Raw genomic sequence first — 17,086 nt, forward strand, 5'->3', positions numbered from 1 at the left:
TAGGAGCACACCACATGACTGCAATTCAGATCTGCGCACTGATCATTCTTATCCTGCTCGTTGGCCTCACCTACTGGGCCGGCTATCGCGGCGGCCTGATCGACGGCCGCGTCGAGGGTATCGATGAAGGTATGGCCATTCAGCAATCCGACAACTCGCAAACCGTCCGCAACTTGGAGCTTTCGCTCGACCAGGCAAGGGATCACCACAAGCAACTGTACATCCATTATGAGCGTGCGCTGGCCGCATCGAAACTGGGTGAATCAGAACGGCAAACCCTGTTGGCCATCGCCGAAAAACTCAGGATCGCCGCTGAGACATTCGCTGCATTTCGCACCGGTAAAAAACTGGAACGAGACGCTATTGCTCTACGTGAGCAAGCGCTAGCCATGGCCGCCTTGCTGGAACCAACAGAGCAGGAGGCCGCAGCATGAACCGCCCCCTCCTACGCCTCACACCTCAAGCGGCCGGTGAACTGGAACAACAGCTGACCAAGGCCTCGACTGAGCTTCGTGAAGCGACACGCTTCCGAAAAGAGTTCAACCGACAGCTGTCCACGCTGATCGGCCATGACGCCCTGCGCAAACTGAACAAAGACACCAAGAACGCTTTGCTATTGGCGGACCTGGTCAAGGAGGCCGCATGAGCCAGATTCTCACCGCCACCGGCAAGCGCTTTGACCTGTACGAACCAGATGCCGACTTAATCGACCCACGTGACATCGTCCATTCGCTGGCTCACCTGTGCCGTTTCAACGGCCACACTCGTGAGTTCTACAGCGTGGCGCAACACAGTTGCATGGTCGCAGACCTGGTGCCCGAACAGGACAAGCTGGCGGCCCTCCTCCACGACGCGGCCGAGGCCTATATCGGCGACATGGTGCAACCGCTGAAGCAATGGATGCATGCATACCAGGACGTCGAGCAATGGATCTGGGAGCGCATCTGCACCCGCTTCAACCTCGACCCAGAACTGCCAGCCTCTGTCCGCCACGCCGACCTAGTCGCCCTAGCAACTGAGCGCCGCGACCTGATGGCTGCCGACCCGACCACCTGGGATTGCCTGATCGGCATCGAACCCACGGCCGAAACGATCCGCCCATGGTCAGCCACCGAAGCCCGGCTCACGTTTCACCAGCGCCTGATGGACCAACTCGCTATCGAACACCGGAGGAAAGCGGCATGAAGATGGAACAGAACACCATCAAGACATCGACCGCTTTGCTCCGCAACGCCAATGGAGTCGACGCACCAGACACAAACAGTCTCTGCTGCGCAGCAGCAGGCATTATTGCCTCTTTCAGCGCCACTGCCGAGGCACTTATACCCCACGAAAAGCTGCGCGGGGCAGCGCTCGCTGATGCAACGCTAACCGCTCAGCAACGCCCGCCCGCGCAGCCTGTCGTGGGGTATATCCACGTTTCAGGCTACGCGGATGCCTTGCCTGAATCGGAAGCTGGCCGGCGGTACTGGACTGTGAGCCCGCATGCAGGGAGCAAATCATGACATCGATCTTCACCCCCACTCCAATCGTCATCTCCGTGACCACCCAGTTCGGCCTTGATCTTGCCGGCGAGATCCGCGTCGACCTGTTCGCAGGCGGTGGAGGCGCAACCATGGGTCAGGAAATGGCAACAGGCAAGACGGTCGACATCGCGATCAACCACAACCCCAAAGCCATCAGCATGCACAAGCGCAACCACCCGAGCGCAGAGCACTACATCACCGACGTGTATGAAGTTTGCCCACGTAAGGCCACGCGCAACCGCCCTGTAGCACATCTACATGCAAGCCCCGAATGCACCCACCACAGCCTTGCAGCAGGGGGCCAGGCACGTAGCAGCACCAGCCGCTCGCTATCGTGGGTAATCGTCAAATGGGCAGGACAGGTCAAGCCGCGCATGATAACTATGGAGAATGTCTGGCAGATCCTGCAATGGGGGCCGCTGATAGCCAAACGATGCAAAGTGACAGGGCACGTGGTCCGCCGTGATGGAAGCGTGGCAGTCGCAGGCGAACGTGTTCCGGTACAGGACCAGTATTTGGTGCCCGATCCGAAGCGCAAGGGTCAGACCTGGCGCCGCTTCTTGCAGATCCTCAAAGGCATGGGTTACGACCTGATGCACGGAAAGCTCAAGGCTTGCGATTTCGGGGCCGCAACCACCCGCGAACGACTGTACATGATCGCTCGATGCGACGGCACACCACTTCGCTGGCCAGAGCCGACTCACTTCAAGACCCCGGCCAAGGGCCAGAAGGGCTGGCGGACAGCCGCCAGTTGCATTGACTGGTCAATCCCTTGCCCGAGCATCTTTCTCAGCAAAGAAGAAGGCCGTGATGCAGGTGTACGTCGCCCGCTGGTGGCCAAGACCATGGAGCGTGTGCGTAAAGGCGCACGCCGCTATGTCCTTGAACACACCGATCCGTTCATTGTGAGCGTCAACCATTCAGCTAACGATTTGGCGCGCTGCCAGTCGGTTCAAGATCCGACCAAGACCATAACTGGCTCACACGGCTTCGCTCTGGTAACGCCACAACTGGCACCATTCCTCACCGAACACGCCAATGCGACCACCCAACGCAATATGTCAGCCGACGCACCACTGGGCACCATCTGCGCCAAGGTAAAAGGCGGGCACTTCGCGTTGGCGGTGGCCTACATCGCGCAGCACAACGGAGGGTTCAACGAAACACTGGGCCGACACCCGAAACAACCTCTGACCGCCATCACTACCACAGGCAGCCAACAGCAGCTGGTGACCGCGAACCTGCTGACCTTGCGAAAAAATTGCGTAGGCATTCCGATGAACGAGCCGGTCTCAACCATTTGCGCGGGTGCTGAGCACCACGCACTGATCGAGTATGCACTCGCACCGGAAGCTGAAGAAGGCGCTCTACGTGTAGCCGCGTTTCTTATGGGCTACTACGGCAGCGACAATATCTATGACTTGCGTGACCCGGCCGCAACAATCACCACACGGGATCGGCTGGCTCTTGTGACTGTCATGATCCGGGGAACGCCATACGTGATCGTCGACATCGGTATGCGCATGCTCACGCCTCGGGAGCTGTACCGCGCCCAAGGCTTCCCCGATAACTACGTGATCGACCATGGGCACGATGGCGTCAGATTCAGCAAGAAGGACCAGGTGCTAATGGTTGGCAACTCAGTATCACCATGGCCGATGATGGCCCTGATCAACGCTAACGCAGATCAGGACGAAGATGAGTTGCTGGAGGTGGCAGCATGACCAGACTCCGCCGAACCGTTCGAATCCGCCGCGGGCAAATGCCGCCTCTCGATCTACCAACCATTTGCGACAAGTGCAACAAGTCGCGGGCGCACGGTAACCATGAACAATGCAGCAAATTGCGCCAGGCCGAAGGCATCACACGGCGTGCAGGAGGCAACTCATGAACACCGCCTTCATCCTGATGGCGCAATACAACGGCAGGGCGATCATCCCGCTGGAACAGGTGTGCAAGGATTACTTCACACACCTAACCACTGATATGTTCCAGCGCAAGGTTATGGCCGGCCAGATCAAGATCCCAATCACTCGCCTCGAATCGAGCCAGAAAAGCGCGAAGGGAATCCACATCACCGATCTTGCAGCCTACCTCGATCTGCAAAGGGAAGCCGCAGTCAAGGAATGCAACCAACTCAACGGATACCGCCGAGCCAGTTAACTTACTGCTTGCCCCAGGCGCCCAGCTTTACGGGCGCCTGAATGATTTTCTCTAACCACGGCCATTCGGCATAGTGGTCACCCCTCCCACGTAGATGTGTGTATCTACGCAACGAGTTCCAATCCCGATGTCCGGAAACACTGGCCACTCGGGGGATATCCCAATCCATTTCAAATAACCGACTCACGCCATCGTGCCGCAGATCGTGGAAGTGGAGATCTTCTATCTCCAGAAACTTGCATGCCTTCGCCCAAGCCGTGGAGATTGATGACGAGTTGTACGGGAAAATTTCCGCACGTTCTTTTGGCATGCTCTGCAGAATTCGCCAGGCTTCATCCGGAAGATTGCACCAAACATCGTTGCCGATTTTCTGGCCGGGGTTCTTCATGTCTCGCACCATCACCCGCTGACGCTCGTCATCGACGTCTACCCACAGAGCTCGGCTGATTTCATCCTGCCTACGAGTGGAAAATAACGCGAAACCGATGACCTTAAGCATGTTGATCGAACTGGGGCGGCGCTGCTGCATGCCGACGAAGTACTCCAGCAGCTTATCCAGTTCGTCCTTGGTCGGTCGCCGGTCACGCTCTCGGCTCTTCATGTTGTAGCCCAATTTCCTCAGGACTTTTCGAGCATCCGCCATTGCGTGGGGGTCTACCTCATATCCCCAAGCGGGCCGAGCAATCGACAGGACAGCCCCAAGATGGGCCAGATCATTGCCGGCGGTCTGTGGCTGAACGCCACCGCCCTCTTTGCTCATTCGCCAGAGCGCAAAGTCAACCAACCGCTGGCTGCTGATATCGGAATCAACGGTTTGGCCAAACTCCGACGCTGCAATGGCATTGAGAGTGGCTTCTTTGGTTTTACCCAACGGTCGAACTTTCTCCATCTCATCCAGATACTGCTTGATCATGTCCTGGACGGTGACACCCTTGCGGTTCGCTCGCTCAATTGCACCAGGTTGATCCAGCTCGGCCTCACGTCGCCGCACCCAGGCTTGAGCAGCCTGTTTCCGGGCGAAGGTCTGGCTCTCTTGGTAGACTTGCGCTCCGTCGCGGAACAGGCGTATTTGTGCCGTGTAGCTGACTGAGCCATCGGTGCGTTTTCGTGCTCTGATCGTTGCCATAGTCGACTGGTACAATTCCGAAAGTGATTGGTACATTGTACCAGCGCTCTCGAAAAAACGCCTGAAAACGCCTAAAAACACGCTATAAACACGTTGAGCAAAATGGTACTAAACGCCCACTCCAGCCCAGTAAACTCAAGCCCTGCGCTATCTAGGCGGTTCTCCGTTGCCCCCATGATGGATTGGACCGACCGCCACTGCCGCTTCTTCCTGCGCCTGCTGTCGAAAAACGCCCTGCTCTACACCGAAATGGTCACCACTGGTGCCCTGCTCAACGGTGATCACGAGCGTTTTCTGCGGCACGACGAAGCCGAGCACCCGCTGGCCCTGCAACTCGGCGGCAGTGTCCCGCTGGACCTGGCCGCATGTGCGCGCATGGCGCAGGAGCATGGTTACGACGAGGTGAACCTGAATGTCGGATGCCCGAGTGATCGGGTGCAGAACAATATGATCGGCGCGTGCCTGATGGGGCATCCGCAGTTGGTGGCCGATTGTGTGAAGGCGATGCGGGATGCGGTGTCGATTCCGGTGACGGTCAAGCACCGTATCGGGATCAACGGGCGGGACAGTTACGAGGAGTTGTGTGATTTCGTCGGCACGGTGCGCGATGCCGGGTGCACCAGTTTTACCGTGCACGCGCGGATTGCGATTCTGGAGGGGTTGTCGCCGAAGGAAAACCGCGACATCCCGCCCCTGCGTTATGACGTGGCGGCGCGGCTGAAGGTGGATTTTCCCGAGCTGGAGATCATTCTCAACGGCGGGATCAAGACGCTGGAGGCCTGTCACGAACATTTGCAGACGTTCGACGGTGTGATGTTGGGCCGCGAGGCGTATCACAACCCTTATGTGATGGCCGAGGTGGATCAGCAGCTGTTCGGCAGCACGGTGCCGGTGATCACCCGTGCCGAAGCACTGGCGCAGCTGCGGCCGTATATCGCTGCACACATCGACGCTGGCGGTTCGATGCACCACATCACTCGCCATGTGCTGGGGCTGGGCACCGGGTTCCCGGGGGCGCGCAAGTTTCGGCAGTTGTTGTCGGTGGATATCCACAAGGCCAAGGAGCCCCTGGCCTTGCTGGATCAAGCTGCGGAGCTGCTTGAAGGGCGCTAATGCCCGGTTGTTCTCGTCACTTCAGCCAGGCGGTTTGATCCGCCTGGCTCGCCTGTCAGCCGGCGGTCGCCGCCGTCCAGTTCACCCATCCGAATGCCCAGGTTGCCAGGATCAACAATCCGAAAACGATCCGGTACCACGCGAAGGCGGCATAACTATGGTTCGCAATGAACTTGAGCAGGCCGCGTACGGCGATCATGGCGAAAAAGAACGCCGTGACGAAGCCCAGGGCGAAAACCGGCAGGTCGCCAGCCTGGAACAGCTCTCGGTACTTGTAGCCTGAATACACCGCCGCACCGACCATGGTGGGCATCGCCAGGAAGAACGAGTACTCGGTGGCTGCCTTGCGCGACAGGCCAAACAGCAAGCCGCCGATAATGGTCGATCCGGAACGGGAAGTGCCCGGGATCATCGCCAGGCATTGCGCAAAGCCTACCTTCAGTGCATCCGACCAGCGCATGTCGTCGACATGGTCCACGTGCACCACGTGGTCCCTCTGCTCCGCCCACAACATGACAATACCGCCCACGACCAATGCGACTGCCACGGTGATCGGGTTGAACAGATAGTGATGAATCTGGTCGGCGAACAAGACACCCAGAACCACGGCCGGAAGAAAACCGATCAGCAAGTTCAGGGTGAATCGTTGTGCATTGCGTTGGGTCGGCAGTCCTTTGACGATCTCTGTAATCTTGCGGCGAAACTCCCAGACAACGGCAAGGATTGCGCCCAGCTGAATAATGATATTGAACGCCATGGCGCGTTCACCGCCAAATTCCAGCAAGTCCGCAACAATAATCTGGTGGCCCGTACTGGAGATCGGCAAAAACTCAGTCAGGCCCTCTACCGCGCCCAGGATCAACACTTTGAAAAGGGTCCAGAAATCCATCAATCCTCCGTCAGACCGTTCTGCGGGAACGATCCGTCAACTGCACTCAGATATTGAGTAGCTCAAGCAAAACATTCGAGACATCCACACCCATTACCTGATGTAGCAAGGGAGAATATGTCTTATCAAAAGACACACTCAAGCCATGTTAATAATCGTCCGGGTACGAACAGCTCGGAAATATATTTAGCTATTTAGTAGAAAAAAGTCTCGCCACTCAATAAAGTGTGATCGCTCTCACACTAATTATGTGTCTTACTGGATTCAGCACCTTGGCATGAATGGTGGCACGCAGTGGGCCAAACAGTGGCAAAAGGACACAAAAAACAAATCGCCATCGTTTCAAAATAGTGGCACAATTCCATATTGCCACCATCTAACGATGATATTTCACTAGTTCAGCTCGCCGAGAAAATCAACTAAAAGCTTGAAAAGCTTAAATATTGTTAAAAAACTCGGGAGCCACGTCTAAAATTCGCGTAAATGTTACCAATTGTCAGTCACAGATGAGAACCGGTGCTTTAACATCCCGATGTCAGCACCTATTCGAGTCAATGCATGATGCTTACAGGGAACTTAGCGACTAGAAGCCAGCGCCAGACAAACGATGAACCCGGAGTTCTCACTCTGGGTCGTACCCGTGGCGTGGCTGAACATTTTAGAGCGCTAGTCGCAAGGCATGTGCGGACCGATATGGCACTAGAGGCCAACTCCTACACTAGTTCATTCAAGAAGAATGAACGCTCTGGTTCGTATCGCGCCATCTTCATCATCATCGACAGCCCCCAGGCCCTCGAGGAAAGCCTCGCGCTAGTGGAAAACCTGCGCACCGGCAACTTGAAACCCATCATTTGCGCGGTCATCACGGGCCGGGGCGCCTACAACAAGATCAAGTACTATCTTGCGGGGGCCGACTACTGCATCAAGTTCAATACCCTTTCCGATGAAAGCTCTGAGTTGCTTACCGAGTTCTTCAACAGTGAAGAATGGCAAAGAGATATCAATTTGATATTGGACCCGACCCGTATTTGTCTACTGGGTACCAACAAGAAGCTGGACATCTCCTTTGCAGAAATGAAGATCCTCGAAGCCTTCGCGCAAACCAGTAACCACATACTAAGTCACGATGAAATCGCCAACATCATGGGGCTCAACACCAACTTTTATGACCCCAGGGCACTGGAAAAGTCGATCAGCCGCCTTCGTGGAAAAATCAAGGACATGTATGGCACAAACGCCATCCAGAGCATCCGAGGGCATGGTTACCGGTTGATGAGGGGGCTGATCTCAACCCCCTGATACACAGAAGAGATGGCGCTTTAGTATCAACTAATCAGGCGATTTCCTTAACGACAAAAGTCTAGACTTCATCGTTTTTTTTGTATTTCATACCAAAGGCATTTATCGATTCCATGACCGTGGCAACATCGAACCATAACAATAAAAGTTTATTCTATAGCAGCAGATCGAGTGGAACCTATCGAGGGCCAAATTTGGGCCCAGACCCTGCCTTTCGACCACTTCCCAGGGAGTCATTGCTCCCCTGCCGATCATCTTTTCGCCAAATTTGGTGTGTACTTCAGGAGAGAGACATGGAAACTAGTACAACCCTCCCAAGGAAATACTTTGTCGTCGTGACCCACAGCACTACGTCGCAGCGTGAACTTGAAACCATCCTGTCCAGTGAGCGCTTCAACTCGTTTGGCACCTCCCAGGCACAAATGTTTATTGAAGGTGCTGCGTCGCCCTCTTCCGCTCCCGTGCTGATGGAGTTCCGCTACCCAAGCGTTTCAAGGAAAAACGTTGCGCGCAGTATCGAGCATGATACACAGCGACTATTGGCCACCCTGGAGTCCGAATGGCTGGCAGCGCAATCGACGAATCCATTCCACAGCATGCCGACAACAGCCGGGGCAGCCAACGATATTGCGCAAACAATCGAGGGCGACACGCCATACAGCGAAGCCTGGCAACTCGACAAGGATCAAAGCGTATTGGTAAAAGAGGGCGTCGAGATCAGCCTGACCGGATTGGAAGCTGCACTGGTAAAGAAAATGCTGCACCATGAAGAGCGTGTCGTCAGTCGAGACGAACTGATCCTCAGCATCGGCAGGGAGCCGGAACAATACCGCGGCCTGGAAATGTGCCTGAGTCGTCTGCAAGACAAATTCAAAAGTGCCAGCAATGGTGAACGGCTGTTTCGTGCAGTAAGAAATCGCGGCTATTGCCTGATCCAGGAAGTCGTGGCGTAAACACCTCCACCTTTAACGAATAAAACAAACAGAAACAGTGCGATTACAACAATAAAAAAGCACTCTGTTTGGTTTCAACCTCCGCGCCAGTCAGACCGCCCTCATCCCCACCCCTCCTACAATACCAAAGACCACTCTAATTATTCACCCCCTTCCATTCGACCTTTTCTAACGCTCGGCTTTTTCTAAAATACTGATAGTTGGCACTTTGCCATCTTGTTAGAACTCGTCAGACAGCATCTCCGCCAATAACTTAGTCTATTGACTGACGACAGTTCGGCATATCGACGTTGTTGCCTCAGGACACTCGCTCTAACAACAATAATAAGTCTGTTTAACAACTCGGATTTCAACTGTCGAAACCTGAATGGACGTCTTTTGGGGATATTGTATGGATCTTACTCTTGGTATCAATCGAAACACCGGCCTCAAGGGACTTACCTTTTGGGGGCAATGGGCGCTGGCACAGGGCTTTGTAGTTTCCCTGTTGTTCATACTTGCCGAGCGGCACACTGGAACGGTCGAGTTCTATTACAGAATGTGCGCAACGCTCGCCGTACTGGCCTCGGTTCCGGCTTATACGTTCAGTGGTGTGTACCGCAAAAGAGACAATTATCTGTCAGGGCTGGGACGCCTGTTCATGGGCTGGTCCATGACGATGGCGGCACTGGCCTGCATCGCGTTTATCTGCAAGGCCGATGAGCTGTTTTCCCGACAAGTCATCCTGGGTTGGGCGGTGTACGGCTTCCTCGGCCAGGCGTTGCTGTATGCGCCGCTGCATGCGTTCTCGAAGTTCTACCAGCGGTCACGTAAAAGCGAGCATAAAACCCTGATCGTCGGCACCGGTGAACTGGCGCTGGGATTGGCGAACAAGCTGAGCGACCTCGAAAACCTGCCGTTGGTGGGCCTGGTCAGCAACGGCGCCCTTCCTGCCCTGGAGCCGGGCGCACCGCGCATCGTCGGTGCCCAGGAGGACTTGCTGGAACTGATCAAGACCCATGACATCCGTCGTTTGTACATCACGCTGCCCCTGTCGGAAGCGGCAAAAATCGAAGCCCTGTACGTCGATTTGCTGGATGCCAACGTTGACGTGGTCTGGGTGCCGGACTTGAACAGCCTGACGCTGCTCAATCACTCGGTGAAAGTCGTGGACGGCCTGCCGGCGATCTACTTGAACGAAAGTCCGCTGACCAGCCGGCCCACTGCCGCGCTCAGTAAAAGCCTGGTGGAAAAGAGCGTGGCCCTGCTGGCCATTATCCTGTTGAGCCCGGTGTTGCTGGTCATTGCCCTGGCCGTAAAGCTCAACTCCCCCGGCCCGGTGTTCTTCAAGCAGGACCGCCATGGCTGGAACGGCAAGGTGATTCAGGTCTGGAAGTTCCGCTCCATGCGTGTGCACGACGACCATGAAGTCAAGCAGGCCAGCCGTAACGACTCGCGTATCACCGCCGTCGGACGCTTCATCCGTCGCACTTCGCTGGACGAGTTGCCGCAACTGTTCAACGTGCTGCAAGGACAAATGGCGCTGGTCGGCCCGCGCCCTCATGCCATCGCGCACAACAACTACTACTCCGGGAAAATTCTCGCCTACATGGCGCGCCACCGAATCAAACCGGGCATCACTGGCCTGGCGCAGATCAACGGTTGCCGTGGCGAGACCGACACCATCGACAAGATGCAGAAGCGTGTCGAGATCGACCTCAAGTACATCAACAACTGGTCGTTGTGGCTGGACCTGAAGATTCTGGTGAAGACGCCGTTCACCTTGTTGTCGAAGGACATCTACTGACGGTTTAGGGCTGCACAAGGCAACACCGCAAGGGGACGCAAGTCCCCTTTTTCGTCGCTGTGAATCGGCAGATTTTTTCTCCCTGCTACCAGAGCAAGAGCATCCAGCGACCAATCGTCTCAGGCAAACCCGGTGAAACAGGATTACAGTTAGAGCACACCGTCGGACAAGAACGGTGGCTTTAAACCGGACCTCTGAGGAACACCGTATGCCGTGGAAAAACTCCAAGTCGCGCTACAGCACCGTATCGATCGCGCTGCATTGGTTGATGCTGGTCCTGCTGGTGCTGGTTTACGCCTGTATCGAGTTTCGCGGGCTCTTTCCCAAGGGCAGTGGTGGGCGCACGCTGATCGTAGAATCACACTTCATGCTCGGCCTGACCGTATTCGTTCTGGTCTGGCTGCGATTGTTCGCGCGCAGCCTCGGCCCGGCGCCGCAGATCTTCCCGGCCTCGCCGCACTGGCAAACGACGCTGGCCAGGCTGATGCACTGGGCGCTGTACATTTTCATGATCGTCACGCCGATTCTCGGCTGGCTGGTCACCAGCGCCAAAGGCAATCAGGTGATGTTCTACGGTTTCGACCTGCCGATGCTGGTAGCGGAAGACAAGGACCTGGCCAAACAACTCCAGGACTGGCATGAGCTCGGCGGCACTATCGGCTATTGGCTGATCGGCCTGCATGCCGCGGCCGGGCTGTATCACCACTATGTAGTGGGTGATAACACCTTGCTGCGGATGATGCCCAAGCGGGTGAACCGCGACGCCTGAGACCAATGAACTCCAATGTGGGAGCGAGCTTGCTCGCGATGAGGGTGTTGCATTCGGCGCATTTGTCGACTGATACACCTCCATCGCGAGCAGGCTCGCTCCCACATTGGTTTTCGGTGACTTTCAGACTTGTGAGTTGAACCCCCGCCGCCCTTGCAAGCCGCCCGTGTGGACGAATATCAGCCGAGTGCCCCGGGCGAACTTCCCCGCCTCGACTTGTTGCTTGAGGGCCATGAGTGCCTTGCCGGTATACAGCGGCTCCAATGGAATGCTTCCCGCCTGCTCTGTCTGTTCGATAAAGTCGAGCAGCAGCGGATCAACCTTGGCAAACCCGCCGCGACTGGCCTCGAACAGCTCATACACTGCATCGATCAGCCCCGCTTCCTGCACGATCCTCTCGACCTGCTGCGCCACCCCGTGGTCGTCAGGCACCGCCAGGGCACCGTACACCGGATGATCCCCCGCTTCGGCCAGCACCAGGCCGGCCAGGGTTGTGCCGGTTCCGCAGGCCAGCCACCAGCCGTCGTAGTCACGCCAACCCAAGCCCTCCAGTTGCGCGCAAACGCTGGCCCGCAGTTGCATGCAGCCCAGGGCGCCAGGCAAACCGCCTCCCCCTTCAGGCACCGGATGCAACGTCGGGTAGCGGGTTTGCCAGGGTTGCCAGAAACCCTCTTCATGCCTGGCTCGATAGCCTGCGTAACCGAGCCAGTGCAACTCCATGCCGAACGCCTGCAAGTCCTTGACCGTCGGGGTTTGCTGCGGATGCCCGCGCAACAGGCCGACAGTGGCAAAGCCCAGGCGCTTGCCCGCCGCCGCCAATGCGTGGAGGTGATTGGAGTGCGCACCACCGAGACTGATGATGCCCTCGGCACCCAGGCGTTCGGCGGTCTTCAGGTGTTCGATGAGCTTGAACCATTTGTTGCCACTGATCAGCGGGTCGATCTGGTCCAGACGCAGTACCGCTACTTCGATGCCGGCTTGAGTGAGCCAGTCGAGATCAAGGCGTTGGAGGGGAGCCTGGGGTAGCCAGGTGGAGAGAGGGAGAAGCATTGGCGCCTGATTGAGCTAAAAAAGAATTTACATTCTAGTCGCTCAAAGACAGCCATCGCGAGCAGGCTCGCTCCCCCACTGAATCTGTGTCGTTCAGCAGATCGAAGGTGGGAGCGAGCCTGCTCGCGATAGCCATTGGTATGCTGAGCCTGCTATTACAACTGCGCCGCCAACCGCGAACCCTGATTGATCGCCCGCTTGGCATCCAGTTCTGCCGCAACATCCGCGCCGCCGATCAGGTGCACACTCTGCCCCGCCGACACCAGACCGTCATGCAATTCGCGCAGCGGATCCTGCCCGGCGCAAATCACGATGTTGTCCACTGGCAGCACCTGCGGCTCGCCGGTTTCGCCGATGCGGATGTGCAGGCCTGCGTCGTCGATCTTCAGGTATTCGACACTGTTGAGCATCTGCACCTGCTTGTTCTTAAGGCCCGTGCGATGAATCCAGCCGGTGGTCTTGCCCAGGCCGTCGCCGACCTTGGACGTCTTGCGTTGCAGCAGGAATACCTCGCGGGCCGGCGCATGGGGTGCCGCCTTGATACCCGCGACACCGCCGCGCGCTTCAAGATGCGTATCGATGCCCCATTCTTTCCAGAACGCGGCGCGATCCTGACTGGTGGCGACACCTTCATGCACCAGGAACTCGGAGACGTCGAAACCGATACCACCGGCACCAATCACCGCGACACGCTTACCGACAGGTTTGCGCGCCAGGATCACGTCCAGGTAGCTCAGCACCTTGGCGTTTTCCACCCCTGGAATGGCCGGCACGCGCGGCGCAATGCCGGTGGCCAGAATGATCTCGTCGTAACCGCCCTCGACCAGCCCGGCCACGTCGACGCGGGTGTTCAGGCACACCTCGACATTGGTGGTCTGCAACTTGCGGTTGAAGTAGCGAATGGTTTCGTAGAACTCTTCCTTGCCCGGAACGCGCTTGGCAATGTTGAACTGACCGCCGATCTCGCTGGCCGAATCGAACAGCGTCACCTGATGGCCACGCTCGGCGGCCACGGTCGCTGCAGATAAACCGGCCGGACCGGCACCGACCACGGCAATTTTCTTCAACTGCTGCACCGGCAGATAGTTGAGCTCGGTTTCGTGGCAGGCACGCGGGTTGACCAGGCAACTGGTCAGCTTGCCGCCGAAGGTGTGGTCGAGGCAGGCCTGGTTGCAACCGATGCAGGTGTTGATTTCATCGGCACGGCCTTCAGCGGCCTTGTTGACGAAATCCGGGTCGGCGAGGAACGGCCGCGCCATGGACACCATGTCGGCATCGCCGTCGGCCAGGATCTGCTCGGCCACTTCCGGGGTGTTGATACGGTTGGTGGTGATCAGCGGAATATTGACCGAACCTCGCAGCTTGGCCGTGACCTTGCTGAAGGCCGCGCGTGGAACTTTGGTGGCGATGGTCGGAATCCGCGCTTCGTGCCAACCGATACCGGTGTTGATGATGGTCGCGCCGGCCTGCTCGATGGCCTTGGCCAGTTGAACGATCTCTCCCCAGGTGCTGCCGCCTTCGACCAGGTCGAGCATCGACAGGCGGAAAATGATGATGAAGTTCGGACCTACCGCTTCACGCACGCGACGCACGATCTCCACCGGCAAGCGCATGCGGTTTTCGTAGCTGCCGCCCCAGCGGTCGGTACGGTGGTTGGTGTGGGCGGCGAGGAACTGGTTAATGAAATAACCTTCGGAGCCCATGATTTCCACGCCGTCGTACTCGGCGGTTTGTGCCAGTACCGAGCAGGTAACGAAATCGCTGATCTGCTTCTCGATGCCTTCCTCGTCCAGTTCCTTGGGCTTGAACGGGTTGATCGGCGCCTGGATCGCGCTGGGCGCAACCTGTTTCGGGCTGTAGGCATAACGACCGGCATGGAGGATCTGCATGCAGATCTTGCCGCCCGCGTCATGCACGGCACGGGTGACGATACGGTGCTTGAGCGCCTCTTCTTCGGTCGTCAGCTTGGCCGCGCCGGAATACACGCCACCCTCGTCGTTCGGGCCGATACCGCCGGTAACCATCAGGCCGACACCGCCACGGGCACGCTCGGCGAAGTACGCCGCCATGCGCTCGAAGCCACCCGGTTTCTCTTCAAGGCCAGTGTGCATCGACCCCATCAGGGTGCGATTGCGCAGCGTGGTGAACCCCAGGTCCAGCGGAGCCAGCAGGTGCGGGTATTGAGCGGCGGTCATCGGTAACTCCACATCGAGCGATCACGGAAAGTGCAGGGGCTCTGTGGCCCCCATCAGTCATGTTCGACAGACTAAGAGTCGCACCGCCATCGCTCAATGACCGTAAGTTACAACTTATTGATCAAAATGAGCAGAAACTCAGTACCGGCCTAGCATGCGCTTGCTACTGCCCGCGCAGGCGCAACGTAGTCGTCCTGTTGTTTCGCTCGCTGGGTCAACACCAGCATCGTCAGGAACCCGAGCGCAATCAGCAGCGGATAAGCCATCAACAGTTCGGAAAGGGAATACTTCCAGGCCAAAGGGCGCCCGACTCCCAGCATGGCGGCATACAGCCAGGACACTGCCGACAACGACCCGCAGGCCAACGCCATCATCCGTGCACTGAATCCGAGATTGAGCAAGGAGCCTGCCTTTTTCAGGGCCGGCAGTACCAGGCGATGCAACAGGACGCCGTTGTAACTAAGCAACGCCACAATAATGACTTTGGCTTGAAGCTTTGGATTCAAAAAGTAATCGGCTCCTTTACCCAGGTAATCGATACCGACGACAGCGACACCCGTTACCCATAACGCTATGAGTGCAACGATGACAGACTTCTGAAGACTTTCCATGTGAGCATTATCATGCTCAGTAAATACTTTCCGTTTTAAAAGGTCCCTGACCATCGCAACATCACTGGTCAGCACCAAACCGATGGCCACACAACACGCCACCAAATGAACGTAAATAACGCCCAGACGCAAAAACTCCAGGAATTCCTTATTTTCCAGCAGACTCATAATGGTATTTATCGCCACGGTAATTTCTCCACCTTATTCGAGAGTACGGATCGACCACTTGACAGAATCTTTAATTATTAAAAACCCTGTACGACCTTACTTCTAAAAGATAAGCCAAATCATGGACTCGGCACTGTCAACCTCATTGACGCACTTGGAAAATCAATGACCGGTTGGTTTATTGCCTCCCTGAGTTTCAGATAAAAAATCCCCATTTGCTTTCACTGCATTTGAGATTCCATTTCCACTTCTTTTTTTGCAATCGCGGAGGCAAGTCATGGCTGACGTGCTCAAGGATCAGAGGCCGCAGACGCTGCAATGTTCATTTTTCGCACAAACCACCGACAAACGGTGCACAGCGCAAGTTCGCCTGACGCTTCAGCAATGAGTAAACTTCCGCGCTATTGCCCACGACAACTGGCCTGCTTGACTAGATGCACTTCGACAATTGAAAATTGGATCCGCTAGTTGTTATACATCTCACAACTCGCGCTATAGCGAGCGACTCTCATCCAGAGCAAACTTCAACTGCGGATTCACCGTGATCCAGCCACCCTTTCAGGTAGACGGCAACGCAGGATTAACTGAAACAGACAGGATGCCAATCAGGTCAGTTAATTGTCAGCGAATAAAACTGTGCACAGTCAAACCCTATCGAATGGAAAGTACATTAAAACGGAATACCCGCCAGTTGTGGTTACGCTCAAAACCCGAAGTAGATAAATGCCGTAGCTGCCACGATACCCCATGCGACCAACGCCATTACCGTTGAGTTTTGCGTCGACCAGGATTCGTCCAATCGCTGCAAGCCGAACTTCGAAAATCCGGCCTGGTCATAACAGTAATGCATGATCGCCCGGTAGGTATATCGCAGGCCGGCCAACAGAAACAGGGTAATCAGGCCAAGGAAAAGTGCATGCCTGAAAGCCGGTTTAACCAATGGCGCAAGGTGATCCTGTTCGCAAGCAACGCTATCGACTTCCACAACGGTTATTCGCTGATAGTCCGCCGAAGACCGCTGTTGGCCAATCTGAATCACCGCCTGTTGCTCCAGATCCAGCGCCTGGTACTTCCAGAGCGTTGATGATCCTTCCCGGCAGTAGGTAAACGCAGCAGGACTTGAGACGGCGATAATACAGGCGTCGTTGATGCCCATTTCTTTGAGCGTTTGCGTGGCTGATCGGGTGAAGTCCAGGTCGAAGAGCGGAGTGACCCCGCTGGCAGATGCCGCGACCGAAACCAATAGGCTGCTCAAGAGGCAGATGGCTGAAATGTTCAAGGCCGGGTTTCCTTTTTCCATTGTTTCTTTGATTTCGCAGTTCGGTTCCAACCTGCTTTGATGAGTTCCAGTACGCTGCTGGCACCCCGATAGCTAATGGGCAATCGAATGGAAGGAGAAAGGGAGGGCATCCATTGCCCTCCCCTGCGCTGTCCATGC

17 protein-coding genes are annotated in these 17,086 nt (G+C 56.4%); 11 read left to right on the forward strand and 6 right to left on the reverse strand.

Annotated elements, in window-relative coordinates; all coding sequences use genetic code 11:
* The first annotated feature begins 14 nt into the window (after positions 1-14).
* The 6 genes from ACM6J5_RS10560 to ACM6J5_RS10585 all read left to right on the forward strand — a co-directional run bounded on the left by ACM6J5_RS10560 (position 15) and on the right by ACM6J5_RS10585 (position 3,689).
* Complete coding sequence (locus tag ACM6J5_RS10560; protein ID WP_414928454.1) at positions 15-434, forward strand: hypothetical protein; 420 nt, start codon at positions 15-17, stop codon at positions 432-434.
* Positions 431-646, forward strand: coding sequence for a hypothetical protein (locus tag ACM6J5_RS10565; protein WP_414928455.1), 216 nt, complete (start codon positions 431-433; stop codon positions 644-646). The genes ACM6J5_RS10560 and ACM6J5_RS10565 overlap by 4 nt, the downstream gene beginning before the upstream one ends.
* Positions 643-1,185: a phosphohydrolase gene (locus tag ACM6J5_RS10570; RefSeq protein WP_414928456.1), complete on the forward strand. Its 543-nt coding sequence runs from the start codon at positions 643-645 to the stop codon at positions 1,183-1,185. The genes ACM6J5_RS10565 and ACM6J5_RS10570 overlap by 4 nt, the downstream gene beginning before the upstream one ends.
* Positions 1,182-1,505, forward strand: coding sequence for a hypothetical protein (locus tag ACM6J5_RS10575; RefSeq protein WP_414928457.1), 324 nt, complete (start codon positions 1,182-1,184; stop codon positions 1,503-1,505). Before ACM6J5_RS10570 ends, ACM6J5_RS10575 begins: the two co-directional genes overlap by 4 nt.
* On the forward strand, positions 1,502-3,250 hold the full coding sequence (locus tag ACM6J5_RS10580) for a DNA cytosine methyltransferase (RefSeq protein ID WP_414928458.1): 1,749 nt from the start codon (positions 1,502-1,504) through the stop codon (positions 3,248-3,250). Before ACM6J5_RS10575 ends, ACM6J5_RS10580 begins: the two co-directional genes overlap by 4 nt.
* A gap of 163 nt (positions 3,251-3,413) precedes the next feature.
* Positions 3,414-3,689, forward strand: a complete 276-nt coding sequence (locus ACM6J5_RS10585; protein WP_414928459.1) for a pyocin activator PrtN family protein — start codon at positions 3,414-3,416, stop codon at positions 3,687-3,689.
* A gap of 1 nt (position 3,690) precedes the next feature.
* Here ACM6J5_RS10585 and ACM6J5_RS10590 read toward each other — a convergent pair whose 3' ends face one another.
* On the reverse strand, positions 3,691-4,815 hold the full coding sequence (locus tag ACM6J5_RS10590) for a site-specific integrase (protein WP_414928546.1): 1,125 nt from the start codon (positions 4,813-4,815) through the stop codon (positions 3,691-3,693).
* Between the two features lie 102 nt (positions 4,816-4,917).
* Between ACM6J5_RS10590 and dusA the strand changes: the two genes are divergently transcribed.
* Positions 4,918-5,928, forward strand: a complete 1,011-nt coding sequence (gene dusA / locus ACM6J5_RS10595) for a tRNA dihydrouridine(20/20a) synthase DusA (RefSeq protein ID WP_414928460.1) — start codon at positions 4,918-4,920, stop codon at positions 5,926-5,928.
* A gap of 55 nt (positions 5,929-5,983) precedes the next feature.
* Here dusA and ACM6J5_RS10600 read toward each other — a convergent pair whose 3' ends face one another.
* Positions 5,984-6,817 (reverse strand): undecaprenyl-diphosphate phosphatase, encoded by an 834-nt coding sequence (locus ACM6J5_RS10600; protein ID WP_095946169.1) that lies wholly within the window; start codon positions 6,815-6,817, stop codon positions 5,984-5,986.
* 558 nt (positions 6,818-7,375) lie between these two features.
* On the opposite strand from ACM6J5_RS10600, the gene ACM6J5_RS10605 reads away from it, so the two are divergent.
* The 4 genes from ACM6J5_RS10605 to ACM6J5_RS10620 all read left to right on the forward strand — a co-directional run bounded on the left by ACM6J5_RS10605 (position 7,376) and on the right by ACM6J5_RS10620 (position 11,624).
* Positions 7,376-8,116 (forward strand): winged helix-turn-helix domain-containing protein, encoded by a 741-nt coding sequence (locus ACM6J5_RS10605; protein ID WP_414928461.1) that lies wholly within the window; start codon positions 7,376-7,378, stop codon positions 8,114-8,116.
* Between the two features lie 293 nt (positions 8,117-8,409).
* Positions 8,410-9,069, forward strand: a complete 660-nt coding sequence (locus tag ACM6J5_RS10610) for a winged helix-turn-helix domain-containing protein (protein ID WP_414928462.1) — start codon at positions 8,410-8,412, stop codon at positions 9,067-9,069.
* 391 nt (positions 9,070-9,460) lie between these two features.
* A complete protein-coding gene (locus tag ACM6J5_RS10615; protein WP_414928463.1) occupies positions 9,461-10,855 on the forward strand; it encodes an undecaprenyl-phosphate glucose phosphotransferase in 1,395 nt (464 codons plus the stop codon).
* Between the two features lie 208 nt (positions 10,856-11,063).
* On the forward strand, positions 11,064-11,624 hold the full coding sequence (locus ACM6J5_RS10620) for a cytochrome b (RefSeq protein WP_414928464.1): 561 nt from the start codon (positions 11,064-11,066) through the stop codon (positions 11,622-11,624).
* Positions 11,625-11,747: 123 nt separating this feature from the next.
* Here ACM6J5_RS10620 and ACM6J5_RS10625 read toward each other — a convergent pair whose 3' ends face one another.
* The 4 genes from ACM6J5_RS10625 to ACM6J5_RS10640 form a co-directional block, all read right to left on the reverse strand.
* A complete protein-coding gene (locus ACM6J5_RS10625) occupies positions 11,748-12,674 on the reverse strand; it encodes a 1-aminocyclopropane-1-carboxylate deaminase/D-cysteine desulfhydrase (RefSeq protein ID WP_414928465.1) in 927 nt (308 codons plus the stop codon).
* Between the two features lie 155 nt (positions 12,675-12,829).
* Positions 12,830-14,869: an FAD-dependent oxidoreductase gene (locus ACM6J5_RS10630; RefSeq protein WP_414928466.1), complete on the reverse strand. Its 2,040-nt coding sequence runs from the start codon at positions 14,867-14,869 to the stop codon at positions 12,830-12,832.
* Positions 14,870-15,018: 149 nt separating this feature from the next.
* Positions 15,019-15,666 (reverse strand): hypothetical protein, encoded by a 648-nt coding sequence (locus ACM6J5_RS10635; RefSeq protein ID WP_150673480.1) that lies wholly within the window; start codon positions 15,664-15,666, stop codon positions 15,019-15,021.
* 685 nt (positions 15,667-16,351) lie between these two features.
* Entirely contained in the window at positions 16,352-16,927 is a 576-nt protein-coding gene (locus ACM6J5_RS10640) for a hypothetical protein (protein ID WP_191628408.1), read from the reverse strand.
* Positions 16,928-17,086: the final 159 nt, after the last annotated feature.

Origin of the sequence: Pseudomonas sp. IT-P74, from assembly GCF_949768175.1 — a bacterium.
Classification (GTDB): Bacteria; Pseudomonadota; Gammaproteobacteria; order Pseudomonadales; family Pseudomonadaceae; genus Aquipseudomonas.